We start from the raw sequence: 17816 nt of genomic DNA on the forward strand, positions 1-17816 counted from the left end.
CCGCGTCATCGGCTAATCTGGAGCGGTGACCCTGCGCTTCTATGACACCGCCTCCGCCGAAGTCCGCGACTTCGTTCCCCTCGAAGACGGCAAGGCCAGCGTCTACTACTGCGGCGCCACCGTCCAGGGAATGCCCCACGTTGGCCACGTCCGGTCCGCCATCGCCTTCGACCAACTGACCCGCTGGCTGGAATTCCGCGGCCTCCGCGTCACCGTGGTGCGCAACGTCACCGACATTGATGACAAGATCCTGGCCAAGTCCGAGCAGTCGTTTGGCCCGGATTGGGACGCTGAACCCACGGCACGCCAGGCAGAGGAGTGGTGGGCCCTGGCGTACCGCTACGAGCAGGAATTCGAGAACGCCTACGACTCCCTGGGCGTCCAACGGCCCACCTATGAGCCCCGGGCCACCGGCCACATCCCGGAGATGCACGCCCTCATCCAGCGCCTCATCGACCGGGGCCACGCCTACCCCGCCCTGGACGACTCCGGCGACGTTTACTTCGATGTCCGCTCGTGGAGCAAGTACGGCTCCCTGACGCGGCAGAACATCGATGATATGCAAGGAGCAGCCGACGCCGACCCTCGCGGAAAGCGCGACGCCCGCGACTTCGCCCTGTGGAAGGGTCACAAAGAAGGCGAACCGGAGACGGCCAGTTGGGCATCGCCGTGGGGTGCCGGTCGTCCCGGATGGCACCTCGAATGCTCAGCCATGGTTACCAAGTACCTTGGCACGCGTTTCGATATCCACGGTGGGGGACTGGACCTCCGCTTCCCACATCACGAGAACGAAATGGCGCAGTCCCAAGCTGCAGGCGACGAGTTTGCCAACTTCTGGATGCACAACGGCATGGTCACTTTCGAAGGCGAAAAGATGTCCAAGTCCATTGGCAACACAGTGAGCCCGGCCGAGATGCTCGAACTCGCTTCACCACGCGTGGTCCGTTACTACCTGGGCCAGGCGCACTACCGCTCCATCCTGGACTACCGGCCCACCTCGCTTCAGGAAGCCGCCGCGGCAGTGGAGCGCATTGACGGGTTCATTTCCAAGGCCACGGCAAAGGTGGGCCTGGGCGCCGTCGAGGTTGCGCCTCAGGCCAACATGCCCGCAGCCTTCATCGCCGCCATGGATGACGACCTCAACGTGCCCCAGGCGCTCGGCGTGCTGCACGAAACTGTGCGCGCCGGAAACACGGCGCTGGCGTCCGGTGACCTCGACGCCACCAAATCTGCCGTATACGCCGTGATGTCCATGACTGAGGTCCTGGGCCTGGACTCCGTCAAACAACCCGAAGCCACCCAGGGCCGGGAACATGCCGCGCTCAAGGTCCTGGTGGAAGCCCAACTCCAGGCGCGCGCCGCAGCGAGGGCCAGCAAAGACTGGGCCGCGTCGGACGCCATCCGTGACACGCTCGCCGCCGCCGGCGTCGTCGTCGAAGATGGTGCGGATGGGGCCACTTGGAGCCTGAAGCGCGACTGACAAAGGGCCTCGACGGCCGAATTGCATTGGGTCAGTAGACTTGATTCCAGACTTACTCACAAAATCAAGGATGGAATCTCATGGCCAATAATGGTCGCCGGTCGGTCAAGCAGAAGAAGGGCCCCACCACCGGAACCGGTGGCCACGGCCGCAAGGCCCTGGAAGGCAAGGGTCCTACGCCCAAGGCGGAGGACCGCACTTACCACAAGGCATTCAAGAACAAGCAGCTCTCGGAGCGCTCGGCAGCCAAGCGCGGGCCAGCACGTCCGGGCACGGGCGCACGCTCAGGTCCCAAGGGTCGCGCAACGGAAGAACTGGTCACCGGCCGTAACTCGGTTGTCGAGGCACTCCGCGCCGGCATCCCGGCCAAGGCCCTGCACGTAGCCATCCGCATTGAGATGGACGACCGCGTCAAGGAATCCCTCAAGCTCGCTGCCGAGCGCGGCATCCCGCTGCTCGAAACCGGCAAGCCCGAGCTCGACCGCATGACCGAGGACGCCGTTCACCAGGGCCTCGTACTGCAGATCCCGCCGTACGAGTACCAGGACGCCTACGACCTCGCCGAGGAAACCCTCGCCAAATGGAAGAAGGGGCACATCTCCAACGCCCCCATCTTCGTGGCACTGGACGGCATCACCGACCCCCGCAACCTCGGCGCGATCATCCGCTCCGTCTCCGCGTTCAGCGGGCACGGCGTCATCGTTCCCGAGCGTCGCTCCGTCGGCGTCACGGCGTCCGCATGGAAGACCAGCGCCGGGGCCGCTGTCCGCGTGCCCGTGGCCCGCGCGTCGAACCTTAACAACGCTCTCAAGCAGTTCAAGAACATGGGCATCTACGTCCTGGGCCTGGACGGCGATGGCGATGTTTCGTTGCCCGACCTCACCGTAGCGACGGAACCCGTCTGCATCGTGGTCGGCTCCGAGGGCAAGGGCCTCAGCCGTTTGGTCCGCGAAAACTGCGACCAGATCGTGTCCATCCCGATTGATTCCGCCATGGAGTCGCTCAACGCGTCCATGGCCGTAGGAATCTCGCTGTACGAAGTATCAAGGCAGCGCGCCGCCAAGTAGGCCCTGATGAGGCGCCGCAAGCGCCATCCCCGTGAAGGCGCCGCAAGCGCCATCCTCCGCATGCTCGCTCGTTCCTCGCTTAGACGCATGCTTCCGGATGGCTCTTGTGGCGCCTTTCGTGTGCCTGGACCCGACGCTCTCTCACATCCCGCCGGTTTGGGGCGGACGCTCTCTCACATCCCGCCTGGTTGGGGCGGACGCTCTCTCACTTCTCGCCGGGAGGTGGATGAGCGTTGGGCTCAAGGGGCAGGGATGTGCGAGAGGGTTAGAAGTCGCGGCGGTTGGCCAGGACGGGGAGTTTTTGGCGGGCTTCTTCGACTTCGGCGGGGTCGAGGTCGGCGAAGATGAGGCCCGGTTCGCTTTCGAGCGCTTCGAGGACCTGGCCGAATGGGGATACGACGGCGGAGTACCCGACCCCCGTGGGCGCGGCACCTTTGGCTTCGATGCCTTGGGTGGCTGGGTCGCCCTGGCCGCACGCGAGCACGAACGTGGTGGTGTCCACGGCGCGGGCCCTGGCCAGGAGCTGCCATTGCTCAGCCTTGCCGGGGCCGGATCCCCAGGACGCCGACACAATGTTCACCACTGCGCCCCGCTGGGCGTTGGCTGTGAAAAGCGCCGGGAAACGGATGTCGTAGCAGGTGGCCAAACCAAAGGTGACGCCACCGGCGTCGAACGTCACGGGGTCAGTACCCGCCTCGACCGTGTCCGACTCCGCGAAGCCGAACGCGTCGAACAGGTGGATCTTGTCGTAGCTGGCCTCCACGCCGGGTCCGGTGGCCAGAAGGGTGTTCCGCACCCGCGGGTTTCCCGAATCGGAGGGAGTGCCGGGCGTGAACATGCCCGCGACGATCACCAGCTGCAACTCCTCCGCGAGGGAGCGCACGCGGCTGGCCCACGGTCCGTCAAGGGGCTCGGCGATGTCCAACAGCGAGTTCCCGAAAGCGCGCATCATCGCCTCGGGGAAAACCACAAGCTCGGCTCCACCCTCCTTGGCCCGGCGGGCGTACTCCTCCAGGAGCCGCAGATTCCCGGCCAGATCCCGGCCGGTGATGACTTGGGCGAGTGCGACGCGCACCATTGAACCTCCAGTTGTCTCCGTTCCAGTATGCCAAGTAATGAAATGACTGCACTGAACGTCGTCACATGAGCGCCTGACGCGGCACATACTGGGCGTGGAACTAAACTTGCAATCAATGGTTATGCCTATTTTTGACACAGCAGCTGCCGTCGATGCGTCGCGGCCCCGGCCCCTCGGACTGAGCACGCCCCAGCCCGGCCTTTCTGATGCGACGGGTGCGCAGAACCATGAAGTGAATGTGGCCGTCTTCGCGCCGGACCTGGAGCGGGTGGAGGTTGCTTTCCAATCCCCGGGTGACCCGTGGCGCGCGCAGGTTCTTCCCAACGTGGAGGACGGCGTGCATTTCGGCCTGATCGCCGGCATGCCGCCAGGCACCCGCTATGGTTTCCGTGAGGCGCCTTCGGAGGTCGGCCTCCCCATGCCGGTTCCCGCCTTGGATTTGGACGACGACGGCGATCACCGGCTGCTGCTCGATCCCTATGGTCGCGCTGTGGACCAGCGGGGCGAGTTCCTCACGAGCGTCCACATGGACAACAGTTTTGATTGGGGCGACGACCAGCCGCCCAGGACACCGATGCGGACGTCCGTGATTTATGAAGCGCACGTCCGCGGCCAGACGATGCTTCACCCGGAGATCCCGGAACACCTCCGCGGCACGTACGCGGGGATGGCACACCCTGTGATGATCCAGCACCTCACGGAACTGGGCATAACCGCGGTTCAGTTGCTGCCCATTCACTTCCACTTGGATGAGTCGCACCTCCAGGACCTCGGCATGACCAACTACTGGGGCTACAACACGGCCGCGTTCTTTGCCCCGCATGCCGACTACGCCACTGAGGCCGCCCGGAACGCCGGCCCGCACGCGGTGCAGGACGAGCTCAAGGGCATGATCAAGTTGCTGCATGGGGCCGGCATCGAGGTCATCCTCGACGTTGTGTACAACCACACGGCCGAGGCCGGCCCTGATGGGCCCGCCATCAGCTTCCGGGGCTTGGCGGAGCAGCGCTACTACCGGCACGACGCCCATGGACGCTACCTGGACACCACCGGCTGCGGAAACACCCTGGACTTCAGCGACCCTGTGGTGGTGGACCTTGCCCTGGATTCCCTGCGCTACTGGGTGAACGACTTCCATGTGGACGGCTTCCGCTTCGACCTCGCGGTGACCCTGTGCCGCGACGCCGGGAACACGTTCGACCCCCAGCACCCATTCCTTCAGGCCATCGCCGAGGACCCGGTGTTGTCTGCCGTGAAACTCATCGCTGAACCGTGGGATGTGGGCTACGGCGGCTGGCAAACGGGCCGTTTCCCGCAGGGGTGGTCGGACTGGAATGACCACTTCCGCGACGGCGTACGCCGTTTTTGGCTCTCCGACCGCGCCGCCATTGAGGCTGGCGGCCAAGGCGGCTCCGTGGCGTCGTTGGCGGAACTCATGGCTGGTTCAGCCAACCTCTTCGCATCGTCCGGGCGGACGCGCCTGGCCTCGGTCAACTTCATCACGGCCCACGACGGCTTCACGTTGAAGGACCTGGTCAGCTACGACCGTAAGCACAACGAGGCCAACGGTGAGCAGAACCGCGACGGGCACGGCGATAACCGGAGCTATAACCATGGCGTGGAAGGCCGCAGCGAGAATGAGGCGATTGTTGCGGCCCGCTCGTTGTCCATCCGCAACTTGATGGCCACGCTGCTGCTGTCCTTCGGTGTCCCCATGATCACCGCCGGTGACGAACTTGGCCGGACGCAGCAGGGCAACAACAACGCATACTGCCAGGACAATCCAACGGCTTGGCTGGATTGGAGCCGCACGCAGGAAGCCAACGCCATGTTCCGGACTACACGGGAGCTGGTCAGGCTTCGCCGTTGGTTCCTGCGGCACCAGCCGGAGAGCTTCCCCGGCAAAGCGAACGACACCAGCCTGCAGTGGTTCGACGACAAGGGCAAACGGATGACGCCGGCCCGCTGGAACGACCCCAACGTCCGCTCGGTCCAACTGCTGATGGGCCACGAGGACAGCGAGATCCGGGGCCTGATCGTCGTGAACGGCAGCAACCAGGACGTGAAGATGGTCCTGCCGGAGATCCTCAGCGAAACGGGCATCGGCAAACGGATGTTTGAACTGCGCTTCACCACATCAGTGCTGCATGAGCGTCGCAAGGGTGCGTTGGTGGCGTCAGGCGAGCGGGATATCCTGCAAGCCAACACCATCAACATCTACCGCACCTAGCCACTGACCGAACAGGGAGTTCCTCCGCATGAACCGCAGCCGCAGCAAACTGGTGGCTTTCGCGGGGCTGGTGATCGCCGTCGTCGTGCTTGTGGTTGCCATGGTGGGCGGCGGCGCCCTGACTGCCCCCTCCACCGCGCCGCCGACGCCTTCCGGCGCGCAAACCACGACGCCGGAACCAGGCTCCGTTTCAACGACACGTGCCGCCGTGGCGAACCCGTCTACGCTTCCCACGATCAACGCGTCGCAGCTCCCCAAGGAAGCCCGGCAGACGCTGGCCCTGATTGCGAAGGGCGGCCCGTACCCATACGACCGTGACGGTGTGAACTTCAGAAATCTTGAGGGTCTGCTCCCCAAAAAGGCAAGTGACTTCTATCAGGAATACACCGTTGTCACGCCCGGAGAGTCGGACCGCGGCGCCCGCCGGATCATCGTGGGCAAGGACACCGCGAAGTACTACACCGCCGACCATTACGTGTCGTTCAAGTTCATTGTCGAAGGCAAGTAGGAGCCCATGAAAATCTATTCAGCAGACACCTGGACCCTCGAAGAACTTCAGGAACAGGTCTCCGACGCCGGCCGCCGCACCATCCTGGTACCGCCCGCCAACACCAAGCAGTCAGTGCTGGAAGTCTTCGCCCAGGTCCTCGACTTCCCCGAGTTCTACGGCGTGAACCTGGACGCCTTGAACGACTCCCTGCACGACTATGCGGACGCCTTGTCGGAGGACGACGGCGGCCCGGTCACCATGATCTGGCAGGTCCCGGCAGCCTACCGCACGGACCGCTCCTTCGGCGTGGTCTGCGAGATCCTGCAAGACGCAGAGCGCTACGCCGGCCGCGACCTCGCAGTGATCGCCGTCTTCGAGCAGTAAATCGCGCCAACGGGCCTTGTGGATCCCAACCGTAGTGAGCCACTAAACGCATTTGGCGACCGTGACCCGGCGGCGTGTGTCAAAGCGACGAAGGAGCAGCACGCAGAGGGTTACGGTCGCCAAATCGGCCCAGGACGGACTAAGCGTTCGCGATCAACCCCAGTTCAGCTTTGGAAGCCAACGCCGAGTGTTTCGGGAACACGCGGACGGTGTAGCCGAAGGAGCCTGAGCGGTTGATGACCAGGGAGCCGTTGAAGAGGTGGCGTCCGTTGCCGAGGTCCTCCACGGAGTCCAGTTCGGCCACCACGATGTCTTCGAGCTCATCGGATTCCTCGGCGCGGCCGAAGGCGACCTCCACGGAGACGTCGTCGGGTGTCAGGTTGTTGAGGGCCACGTAGGCGTTGACCTGCAGTGTGTCGCCTACCTGGGGTTCTTCGGAAACACCGACGGAGTCCACGTGTTCCACCACAACCTCGGGCCACGCGTTCCGTACCTTGGTGGTCCAGGCCGCGAGTTCCTTGGCTTCCTTGTGGGCTTCGGCGACGGCCCTGCGCCCGGATACAGCGGCCGGGCAGTAGAGGTTGTTGACGTAGTCGTGGAGCATGCGTTCCGCTGATACGGCCGGGCCGAGGTTGGCCAGGGTGTGCTTGATCATGGACACCCAGTGGGTGGGCACGGTTTCGCGGCTGGATTCGGACGGACCTGCGGCTCCGGCGCCCTGGGCTACGGTGGTGCCGTAGAAGCGCGGCGACACCTGGGTTTCCAGCAATTCGTACAGCGCGGATGCTTCGATGTCGTCGCGTTCGTCGGCGGTGGCGTTGTTGTTGGCCGTGGGGATGGCCCAGCCGTTTTCGCCGTCGTACATTTCGTCCCACCAGCCGTCAAGGACGGACAGGTTGAGCGAGCCATTGATGGCGGCTTTCATGCCGGAGGTACCGCAGGCTTCGAGCGGGCGGAGCGGGTTGTTGAGCCAGACGTCGCAGCCCGGGAAGAGGGTCCGGGCCATGGCGATGTCGTAGTTGGGCAGGAACACGATCCTGTGCCGGACTGCGGGGTCATCGGTGAAGCGGACCAGGTCCTGGATCATTTTCTTGCCGGCGTCGTCCGCGGGGTGGGACTTGCCTGCGATGACCAGTTGAATGGGGTGCTTGGGGTCCAGGAGCAGGGCCTTCAGGCGTGCGGGGTCGCGCAGCATGAGGGTGAGCCGCTTGTAGGTGGGCACGCGGCGGGCGAAGCCGATGGTGAGCACGTCGGGGTCCAGCACTGAGTCGGTCCACCCGAGTTCGGCGTCCGCGGCCCCGCGCTTTTTCCACGAAGCCCGGAGGCGGCGTCGAACGTCGTCGATGAGTTGGGCGCGCAGGTCGCGGCGGAGCGCCCACACGTCCTCGTCGCTGACGTTGTAGGCCAGGTCCCAGCGTCCGAGCGCTTCCGCTTCGGCGCCGAACTGGTGCCGGGCCAGGGAGGAGATGCGCGGGTCCACCCAGGTGGGGACGTGGACGCCGTTGGTGACGGACGTGATGGGAATTTCGGAGTGGTCGAATCCGGGCCAGAGGCCGGCGAACATTTCGCGGGAAACCACGCCGTGCAGTTTGGCGACACCGTTGGCCCGCTGCGCGAGGCGCAGGCCCATGACGGCCATGTTGAAGACGGAGGGGTTGCCGCCGTCGTAGTTTTCCCGGCCGAGTTCCAGGATCCGGTCGGTTGGCACTGCGGGGGCCAGGCCGGCGTCGAAGAAGTGCTTGATCTGCACGGTTTCGAAGCGGTCGATGCCGGCAGGAACCGGGGTGTGCGTGGTGAAGACGGTGGAGGCGCGTCCCGCGGCGAGGGCTTCGTCCCAGCTGAGGGGATCGGAGGGGTCCGACATTGCTTCCTGGATGCGTTCGATTCCCAGGAAACCTGCGTGGCCTTCATTGGTGTGGAACACTTCTGGCGCGGGCGTGCCGGTGAGCTCCTGGTAGACACGGAGGGCTTTGACGCCGCCCATACCGAGAAGCAGTTCCTGCTGCAGGCGGTGGTCGCCCCCGCCGCCGTAGAGGCGGTCGGTGATCCCGCGGGCAGCTTCGTCATTGGACGGAACGTTGGAGTCCAGCAGCAGCAGTGGAACGCGTCCGACGTCGGCACGCCACACGTGCGCGTGAAGCTCGCGGCCGTTGGGCAGCGGCAGGGAGATGTGGACGGGCTTGCCGGGGACGCCGTCCTTGCCGGGGTGGCGAAGAAGGGTCAGGGGAAGCCCGTCGGGGTCCAGCACCGGGTAGGTTTCCTGCTGCCAGGCATCACGGGACAGGGACTGCTTGAAGTAGCCAGCCTGGTAAAGAAGGCCGACGCCGATCAACGGCACGCCGAGGTCGGAGGCGGCTTTGAGGTGGTCGCCTGCCAGGATGCCGAGGCCACCGGAGTACTGCGGCAGGACCTCGGTGATGCCAAATTCCGGTGAGAAGTAGGCGATGCAGGCCGGAGCGTCGTCCCCAAGTCCTTGGTACCAGCGCGGTTCGCTGAGGTATCGGTCGAGGTCGGATGCGGCGTGTTGTACGCGTTCCACGACCTCCCCGTTGTTGGCGAGGTCCTGCAGCTGTTCGCGGCTGATCGACCCCAGGAGGGCTATGGGGTCGTGCTGCGAGGCCTCCCAGAGAGCCGGGTTAAGGCTCGCAAAAAGTTCCCTGGTGGGCCTGTGCCAGGACCAGCGCAAGTTGGTCGCCAAGCGGGCCAGGGGCCTGATGGGCTCAGGGAGGACGGTACGGACTGTAAACCTTCGAATTGCCTTCACGAGCGCCACACTAACTGACTGGCATGGCTGCCGGAACTGCTTTGGGTTTCTTTTAGGTAAAAGACATCTTGCGCAGGGGAGAAAGGTCGTGTGCTTAGCATTTCGGGATTTTTGTCGCTAACGTCGTGCTTGTGACGAATACCGTGCGAAACATCACCGCCCTGAAATCCAAGACGAAAACGGACATCACCGACGGACTTCGTTTCGGCCGGTTCCCCATCACCGCTGTTCAGCCGGTGGTTGAGGGTGGCCGTTTCCCGGCGAAGGCTCTGCCGGGGGAGGACCTTGTGGTTGGTGCCACGGTCTTCCGTGAAGGCCATGACCAGCTCGGCGTGTCCGCTGTGCTGCTCGACCCCAGGGGCCGGGAGCGCCAGCGCGTGCGCCTCAGCCCCGCCCAGGGCGAGCAGTGGAAGGGCCTTGACCGCTGGGAGGGCCTCATCACCCCCGGCGGCACGGGCGCGTGGTCTTTCGTCATCGAGGCGTGGCATGACCGCTACGGAACGTGGCACCACAACGCAGAGGTGAAGATCGGCGCTGGCATCGACGTCGAATTGATGCTGGCTGAGGGCGCGGCACTCCTCGCCGAAGCAGCCGACGACGCCGGGCGCGGCGGTGCGGACAAGCGCACCTTGCGTGCCGCTTCTGTCGTGCTCGCCGATACCTCCAAGTCTGCCGAGGAGCGCCTTGCCGCCGGGTTCAGCCCCGAGGTGCTGGCCGCCGTCGGACGCCTTCCGATCCGCGAGTTGGTGACCGTTTCCGAACGTTTTCCCCTGCAGGTGGAACGTGACCTGGCGGGACGGGCCGCCTGGTACGAGTTCTTCCCCCGTTCTGAGGGCGCAGTCTTCGACCACAACACCGGGGTGTGGACGTCCGGTAATTTCCGTACTGCGGCGAAGCGGCTCGATGCCGTGGCGGAGATGGGATTCGACGTCATTTACATGCCGCCCATCCACCCGATCGGCTTCCAGCACCGGAAGGGACGCAACAACACCCTGACTCCGGGGCCGAACGATCCGGGTTCGCCGTGGGCCATTGGGTCTAAGGACGGTGGCCACGACGCCATCCACCCGGAGCTGGGGACGTTTGAGGATTTTGATGCTTTTGTTGCGCGGGCCAACGAGCTGGGACTCGAAGTGGCGCTGGACCTCGCCTTGCAGGCAGCCCCTGACCACCCATGGGTAACGTCGAACCCTGAATGGTTCACCACGCGTGTGGACGGTTCCATTGCCTACGCCGAGAACCCGCCCAAGAAGTACCAGGACATCTACCCGCTGAACTTTGACAACGATCCCGCTGGCCTGTCGAAGGAAATCCTGCGGATCGTGCTCTTGTGGATCAGCCATGGGGTGAAGGTCTTCCGCGTGGACAACCCGCACACCAAGCCCGTTTGGTTCTGGGAGTGGCTGATCGGGAAGGTCAACAAGAAGCACCCCGACGTCGTTTTCCTCGCCGAAGCTTTCACCCGCCCACCCATGATGCATGCCCTGGGCCGGGCCGGTTTCCAGCAGTCCTACACGTATTTCACGTGGCGCAACACCAAGACGGAGCTGGAAGAGTACTTCTACGAGGTCAGCCACGTCAGCCCGGCGTATTTCCGGCCCAACTTCTTCGTCAACACCCCTGACATCCTCACCGAGTACCTGCAGTACGGTGGTCCGGCGGCTTTCAAGATCCGCGCGGCCCTGGCTTCCACGGCCAGCCCGCTGTGGGGCGTGTACGCGGGCTACGAACTGTATGAGCACGTGGCACGCCCGGGCGCCGAGGAGTACATCGACAACGAAAAGTTCGAGATCAAGGCCCGGGACTGGGAGGGTGCGGCCGAGTCCGGGCGAACCCTTGCTCCGTACATCACGCGGCTCAACGCCATCCGCAAGAACCACGTGGCGTTGGGGGACCTGCAGAACCTGACGTTGCACCACAGCACGGACGACGCCACGATTGTCTACTCCAAGCACAAGACCCTTCCGGACGGCACCAAGGACACGTTGATCATTGTGGTCAACGTAGATCCGCACAGCACCCGGGAGAGCACGGTCTCCCTGGACCTGGCAGCGTTGCAGCTGGACCCTGAGGACTTCAACGAGGACGGCCGCTTCCGCGTGGACGACCTGATCAGCGGACAGAGCTGGGAGTGGGGCGAGCACAACTACGTCCGCCTGGACGCCCATGTTGAACCCGCACACATCCTGAGCATCCGGAGGCAGCCTTAGTGAGTTTCTCTCCGCAAAACCCCAGCCAGTACTTCACTCCGAAGAACACCTTCGAGTTGAACGCCCCAGGTCTCCAGCACGATCCGAACTGGTACCGCAAGGCAGTCTTCTATGAGGTACTGGTGCGGGCCTTTGCGGATGCCAACGGGGACGGTTCGGGCGACTTCCATGGGCTGATCGAGAAGCTGGACTACCTGCAGTGGCTGGGCGTGGATTGCCTGTGGCTGCCGCCGTTCTTCCATTCCCCGTTGCGTGATGGCGGCTACGACATCGCGGACTACACCTCGGTGCTGGATGAATTCGGCACCATCAGCGATTTCAAACGCTTGGTTGCTGAGGCGCACGCCCGCGGCGTCAGGGTAATCATCGATCTTCCGTTGAACCACACCTCGGACCAGCACCCTTGGTTCCAGGAATCACGCAAGGACCCCACTGGCCCGTACGGAGATTTCTATGTGTGGAGCGACACGGATGAGAAGTACCAGGATGCGCGCATCATCTTCGTTGATACGGAGGAGTCGAACTGGACCTTCGACCCCATCCGCCGCCAGTTCTTCTGGCACCGGTTCTTCAGCCACCAACCCGACCTGAACTTCGAGAACCCGAAGGTCATCGAGGCACTCTATGACGTTGTCAGGTTCTGGTTGGACCAGGGGATCGACGGCTTCCGTGCCGATGCCATCCCGTACCTGTTCGAAGAGGAGGGCACCAACTGCGAGAACCTGCCGGCAACGCACGCCTTCCTGCAGGACCTTCGCCGGATGGTGGACGCGAACTACCCGGGCCGGGTGATCATCGCGGAAGCCAACCAGCCGCCACATGAAGTGGTGGAGTATTTCGGCACGGAGGAAGCCCCCGAATGCCATATGGCCTTCCACTTCCCCATCATGCCGCGGTTGTATTACGCCCTGCGCGACCAGAAGGCCGCGCCGATCATCGAGACGTTGCGGGAAACCCCCGAGATCCCCAAGGGTGCCCAGTGGGGTACCTTCCTCAGGAACCACGACGAGCTCACCCTGGAGATGGTGCCCGCCGAGGAACGTGCCGCGATGCTGGGCTGGTATGCGCCGGACCCACGCATGCGAGCCAACATCGGCATCAGGCGCAGGTTGGCCCCGCTGCTGGATAACTCCCGCGCGGAAATCGAGCTGATCAACGCGTTGCTGCTGTCCTTGCCTGGCAGTCCATTCCTGTATTACGGGGATGAGATCGGCATGGGAGACAACATCTGGCTGGATGACCGCGATGCTGTCCGCACGCCCATGCAGTGGAACCCTGACCGTAACGCCGGATTCTCCGGGGCGGATCCGGGCAAGCTGTACCTGCCGGTTATCCAGTCGCTGGTCTACAACTACAGCATGGCCAACGTTGAGGCTGAGGCGGCCCACTCGGGTTCGCTGCTGCGTTGGACGCGGCAGATCCTCAGCGTTCGCAAGAACCATCCTGTGTTTGGCCTTGGCGGTTTCCGCCACATAGAGGCGGACCATGAGGTGGTGTTGGCTTACGTGCGGGAGTTGCCGCCCGGCAACCCGGAGGGGGAGGACGCCGAAACCATACTGTGTGTCTTCAACCTTTCCCAGCACCCCGTGGCAGCCACCTTGGACCTTCCCGAGTTTGCGGGCCGCGGCCTGCGCGATATTTTCGGCGGCCAGCCTTTCCCGGCCGTCGGCGAGAACGGCAACCTGACCGTGATGCTGGGCAGCCACAGCTTCTATTGGCTGCGTGTGCGCTCGGCGTCTTCCAATCCATCGTCGCCTTTTACCCAGGCGATCCCCGTGGTGTCGACCAAAGGATGAGATGAGCAAGGGAACAAGAAACCCCGCCATTGAAAGTCTTCTCCGGACCTGGCTCCCCACCAAGCGCTGGTTCCCGGTGAAGAGCCCCGATTTTGCCCTCGAGCAGGTGGGTGGTTTCAGACTCCCCGCCCCTGGCGATGATGCCGTGTTTGAGGTGGTGTTGTTGGCAGTCACCTACCGGACGGCCGACGGCGGTCCGCGGACTGACGTTGTCCAGGTGCCGTTGAGCTTCCACAGCCGGCCGCTCGTGGACGCGCCTACGGCGCTCTTGGGGGAGTTCACCGATCCCGAACGTGGGCTTCAACTGGTGTACGACGCCGTCTACGATTCCGCGTTCGTTACCGCCTGGCTGGAGTTCATGCGCAGCGAAGCCTCCTTGGAGGACAACCTGGCGCAGGGGCATCTCACCCACGGCAAGGTGTCGCTGCCCAACAACCCCATCTCAGCGCGGGTCCTCTCCGGGGAGCAATCGAACACCTCCGTCATCATCGACGACGGCGACTCGGCCGCCATCCTCAAGGTTTTCCGCGTGCTGGCGGTTGGCAAGAACCCGGAGGTGGAGCTGGGCGCCGCACTGACGGCGGCCGGAACCAGCGAGGTTCCCGCGACGCTTGGTTGGATTACCGGCTCCTGGGACGAACCGGCGTCGGACGGCTCCACCACCGCCACCGGTGAGCTGACCGTCGCCCACGAATTCCTCCTGGGCGGGCAGGACGCGTGGCGCCTGGCCGTTGACGCAGCGGCGGCAGGGGACGATTTCACCGCAGAAGCCCGCGGCCTGGGAGCGGCGACGGCTACGGTCCACGCACGGCTGGCGGAAACGTTCGGCGTTCTGGACGGTCAGGCGCAGGGCCCGGACATTATCGCCACTGTTGCCCGACGGGTCCGTCAGTCGTGGGCGGAGGCCGCCTCCGCCGTCGGGCCTTACGACAACAACCTTGACGAATTGCTGGCCACCCTGGACCCGCGCGACGTCGGGCAGCTGCAGCGCGTACATGGCGACCTCCACCTCGGGCAGATCCTGTGGGTCCCGGGGGCGGAGGACAGGGCGGCCCGCTGGGCCATCCTGGACTTCGAAGGGGAGCCGCTGCGCACCATCGACGAACGCAACATGCCCGATCTTCCCTTGCGGGACGTGTCGGGAATGCTGCGGTCCTTCGACTACGCCGCGGGCGCCGCCACGCGCGAGAATGCGGACGCCAAGGTGCCCGAAACCTGGGTGGATGACTGCGCTGCCGCCTTCCTTGAGGGCTACAGCGACGTCACCCCGGGAACCATAGACCGCCGCTCGCCGCTCTTTGTGGCATTGTGGCTGGACAAGGCCTTATACGAGGTGGTCTACGAGCTGCGAAACCGGCCCGACTGGCTGTCGATCCCGGTCAACGCATCGCGACGAATCCTCGACAACACAAGCCGCGGCAAGCATGCGGCAGCTACAGCGGAAGGTAATGACATGACTGGCTCTGCACGCACCGAACGGCCCCGAGTCCCCCTGCACGTGGACTCCGAGACCTTGGAACGCGTGGCAGCGGGGGCTTACCACGCACCGCACTCCGTGCTCGGCGCGCACCTGGATGATCACGGCCACGTCACCGTCCGTACGGTGAAGCACCTCGCCAAATCGGTGGCAGTGGTGACCGAGGGCGGACGTACGGAGATGACCCACGAGGCACACGGTGTGTGGGCTGCCGTCCTGGAACCGCTGCAGGCCGGCCATGTGCCGGACTACCGTTTGGAAGTGGTGTACGACGCCGAACCGGTCACCATCGACGACCCGTACCACTACCTGCCTACCGTGGGTGAGGTGGACCTCCACCTGATCGGCGAAGGCCGGCACGAGCGGCTGTGGGATGTCCTGGGCGCACACGTCCAGCACTACCGTTCCGCGTTGAGCGAGGTGGACGGTGTTTCGTTCGCGGTGTGGGCTCCGAACGCCCAGGCTGTACGCGTCAAGGGTGACTTCAACGGTTGGGATGGCCGTTCGCACGGAATGCGCTCGCTGGGTTCCTCGGGCGTATGGGAACTCTTCATTCCCGGTGTTGTAGCAGGGGCGTGCTACAAATACGAGATTTTGACCAAAGGCGGACACTGGGTGGAGAAAGCGGACCCCTTGGCGTTCGGGACCGAAGTTCCGCCGCTGACGGCCTCGCGCGTGGTTGATCCGAGCTACCGCTTCAAGGACGCGGAATGGATGGCCGCCCGCGTGCAAAGGGATCCTCACAATTCGCCGATGAGCGTCTACGAAGTCCACCTCGGCTCCTGGCGCCTGGGCCTTGGTTACAAGGAACTGGCCAAGGAACTCGTGGACTATGTGAAGTGGCTTGGCTTCTCCCACGTGGAGTTCATGCCCGTGGCTGAGCACCCCTTCGGTGGATCCTGGGGCTACCAGGTGACGTCCTACTTCGCTCCGACCTCCCGGTTCGGGCACCCGGACGAGTTCCGGTTCCTCGTGGATTCCTTGCACCAGGCAGGCATTGGCGTGCTGCTGGACTGGGTTCCGGCCCACTTCCCCAAGGACGCGTGGGCTTTGGCGCAGTTCGACGGCCAGCCCCTGTATGAACACTCCGATCCGGCCCTCGGGGAGCACCCGGACTGGGGAACGCTGATCTTCGACTTCGGGCGCAGCGAGGTCCGGAACTTCCTGGTGGCCAATGCGCTGTACTGGCTGGAGGAGTTCCACATCGACGGCCTGCGCGTGGACGCGGTGGCATCCATGATCTACCTCGATTACTCCCGCGAAGAAGGACAGTGGCGCCCCAACAAGTTCGGTGGCCGCGAAAACCTTGAGGCCATCTCCTTCATGCAGGAAGTCAACGCCACGGTCTACAAGTCCCACCCGGGAGCCATCATCATCGCCGAAGAGTCCACGGCGTTCCCCGGCGTGACGGCACCGACCAACCACGGCGGCCTTGGTTTCGGGCTCAAATGGAACATGGGCTGGATGCACGATTCGCTGAAGTACATCTCCGAAGACCCCATCAACCGCAAATGGCACCATGGCACCATCACGTTCTCCCTGGTCTATGCGTTCACGGAAAACTTCCTGCTCCCCATCAGCCATGACGAGGTAGTCCACGGCAAGGGTTCCATGCTGCGCAAGATGCCGGGTGACCGGTGGCAGCAACTGGCAAACCTCCGTGCCTTCTTCGCCTATCAGTGGGCGCACCCGGGCAAGCAGCTCATCTTCATGGGCACCGAGTTCGGCCAGGAAGCAGAGTGGTCCGAACAGTACGGACTGGACTGGTTCCTTGCCGACATCCCAGCCCACCGCGGACTCCAGCTCCTGGTAAAGGACCTCAACGAGCTCTACACGTCCACGCCGGCCCTGTACCAGCGGGACAACGAAGCCGGTGGTTTCCAGTGGATCAACGGCGGGGATGCGGACCACAACGTCCTCACCTTCATCCGCTGGGACCAGGACGGCAAACCGCTAGTTTGCGCAGTGAACTTCTCCGGCGGCCCGCACAAGGACTACATCCTGGGTGTGCCGGCTGCAGGGGAGTGGGTGGAAGTACTGAACACCGACTCCGAAACGTATGGGGGCTCGGGCGTCGTCAACGCGGGTACCTTGAAGGCAACCGCGCCGGGAACCGATGGACAGCCAGCCACGCTCACCATCACGCTTCCGCCGCTTGGGGCCTCCTGGTTCGCACCGGCCGAGTAGCAAACGCTCGCTCACGTAATAGCTCTATCCAGGCAACGCTCCTCCACTTCGGTGGGGGAGCGTTGCCTGTTCAGCTTCGGTGAAGGGTTCGACGGCGGTTGGCGGCTGGGGCGCATGGCTTACGATCAGCCCGGTGAGCCATGGTTCGGCGCCCGGCAGGCCCGTCCCGAGAGGGGGCTTTGCCAAGCCGGCAGAGTGTGTGTATAGTCAATACCCGCGCTGCTCCCCGGTGGAGGAAGGCGAAACCGACATGAATCCTCAAGGAAAATCAAGTCAACTTCGCCGATTTGACCCCGAGGCGGGCAGCGGGTAAGTTTGAAAAGTTGCTCCGGAGCGATCCAGTTGAGGCTGGTGGTACTGCTCTGGAATAGTGACCTGTTGTTTGAGAACTCAATAGTGTGCCAAGTTTGTTGATACCGATTGTTTTATCAATTGGTTGAATTATGCCGGTACTGTCATGCACCCCCGTGTGTGGTGGTCTGGTTTTCAGCTGGTTTCGAATTTTGTGCAGCCGTGTTCGCCGTTATTTCCGGTGGGTGTGGTTGTGTCTGTTTGATTTTTTGTTTTCAACGGAGAGTTTGATCCTGGCTCAGGATGAACGCTGGCGGCGTGCTTAACACATGCAAGTCGAACGATGATCCCAGCTTGCTGGG

General features: G+C 63.9%; 10 protein-coding genes and 1 rRNA gene. 9 read left to right on the forward strand and 2 right to left on the reverse strand.

Features of this window, described 5'->3' with window-relative positions; translation table 11 throughout:
* Positions 1 to 25: 25 nt before the first annotated feature.
* Complete coding sequence (gene cysS, locus AC5RU9_RS11995) at positions 26 to 1480, forward strand: cysteine--tRNA ligase (RefSeq protein WP_494016618.1); 1455 nt, start codon at positions 26 to 28, stop codon at positions 1478 to 1480.
* Between the two features lie 80 nt (positions 1481 to 1560).
* Positions 1561 to 2547 (forward strand): 23S rRNA (guanosine(2251)-2'-O)-methyltransferase RlmB, encoded by a 987-nt coding sequence (gene rlmB, locus AC5RU9_RS12000; RefSeq protein ID WP_211711386.1) that lies wholly within the window; start codon positions 1561 to 1563, stop codon positions 2545 to 2547.
* A gap of 265 nt (positions 2548 to 2812) precedes the next feature.
* On the opposite strand, the gene AC5RU9_RS12005 is transcribed toward rlmB, so the two are convergent.
* Positions 2813 to 3622 carry a carbon-nitrogen hydrolase family protein gene (locus AC5RU9_RS12005; RefSeq protein WP_494016640.1) on the reverse strand — a complete coding sequence of 270 codons (810 nt, stop codon included), beginning with the start codon at positions 3620 to 3622 and terminating at the stop codon, positions 2813 to 2815.
* 118 nt (positions 3623 to 3740) lie between these two features.
* On the opposite strand from AC5RU9_RS12005, the gene glgX reads away from it, so the two are divergent.
* Genes glgX through AC5RU9_RS12020 form a run of 3 tightly spaced genes read left to right on the forward strand, consistent with a single transcriptional unit; the run spans position 3741 to position 6729 of the window.
* A complete protein-coding gene (glgX, locus tag AC5RU9_RS12010; protein ID WP_494016619.1) occupies positions 3741 to 5855 on the forward strand; it encodes a glycogen debranching protein GlgX in 2115 nt (704 codons plus the stop codon).
* Between the two features lie 28 nt (positions 5856 to 5883).
* Positions 5884 to 6363 carry a guanyl-specific ribonuclease gene (locus tag AC5RU9_RS12015; RefSeq protein WP_494016620.1) on the forward strand — a complete coding sequence of 160 codons (480 nt, stop codon included), beginning with the start codon at positions 5884 to 5886 and terminating at the stop codon, positions 6361 to 6363.
* Positions 6364 to 6369: 6 nt separating this feature from the next.
* The gene (locus AC5RU9_RS12020; protein WP_494016621.1) at positions 6370 to 6729 is read left to right on the forward strand and encodes a barstar family protein; all 360 of its coding nucleotides are present in this window, start codon (positions 6370 to 6372) and stop codon (positions 6727 to 6729) included.
* Between the two features lie 139 nt (positions 6730 to 6868).
* Here the strand turns inward: AC5RU9_RS12020 and glgP are convergent, their stop codons facing one another.
* Positions 6869 to 9493: an alpha-glucan family phosphorylase gene (gene glgP / locus AC5RU9_RS12025; protein ID WP_494016622.1), complete on the reverse strand. Its 2625-nt coding sequence runs from the start codon at positions 9491 to 9493 to the stop codon at positions 6869 to 6871.
* A gap of 125 nt (positions 9494 to 9618) precedes the next feature.
* Here glgP and AC5RU9_RS12030 point away from each other — a divergent pair, with 125 nt between their 5' ends.
* From AC5RU9_RS12030 to AC5RU9_RS12045, 4 genes are all read left to right on the forward strand, one after another.
* Entirely contained in the window at positions 9619 to 11703 is a 2085-nt protein-coding gene (locus AC5RU9_RS12030; protein WP_307843762.1) for an alpha-1,4-glucan--maltose-1-phosphate maltosyltransferase, read from the forward strand.
* Entirely contained in the window at positions 11703 to 13499 is a 1797-nt protein-coding gene (gene treS, locus AC5RU9_RS12035) for a maltose alpha-D-glucosyltransferase (protein ID WP_211711381.1), read from the forward strand. Before AC5RU9_RS12030 ends, treS begins: the two co-directional genes overlap by 1 nt.
* Before the next feature lies 1 nt (position 13500).
* Positions 13501 to 17163, forward strand: coding sequence for a 1,4-alpha-glucan branching enzyme (locus AC5RU9_RS12040; RefSeq protein ID WP_494016623.1), 3663 nt, complete (start codon positions 13501 to 13503; stop codon positions 17161 to 17163).
* Between the two features lie 566 nt (positions 17164 to 17729).
* Positions 17730 to 17816: ribosomal RNA gene (locus tag AC5RU9_RS12045) — 16S ribosomal RNA — on the forward strand; the annotation flags it as partial.

The organism is Arthrobacter sp. B0316-5-4, assembly GCF_059090325.1.

What these genes read in the sequence shown, in the direction of transcription:
- rlmB (WP_211711386.1), top strand. Translation starts at nt 1,561, where the DNA reads ATGGCCAATAATGGTCGCCGGTCGGTCAAGCAGAAGAAGGGCCCCACC.
- glgX (WP_494016619.1), top strand. Translation starts at nt 3,741, where the DNA reads ATGGTTATGCCTATTTTTGACACAGCAGCTGCCGTCGATGCGTCGCGG.
- AC5RU9_RS12015 (WP_494016620.1), top strand. Translation starts at nt 5,884, where the DNA reads ATGAACCGCAGCCGCAGCAAACTGGTGGCTTTCGCGGGGCTGGTGATC.
- AC5RU9_RS12020 (WP_494016621.1), top strand. Translation starts at nt 6,370, where the DNA reads ATGAAAATCTATTCAGCAGACACCTGGACCCTCGAAGAACTTCAGGAA.
- AC5RU9_RS12040 (WP_494016623.1), top strand. Translation starts at nt 13,501, where the DNA reads ATGAGCAAGGGAACAAGAAACCCCGCCATTGAAAGTCTTCTCCGGACC.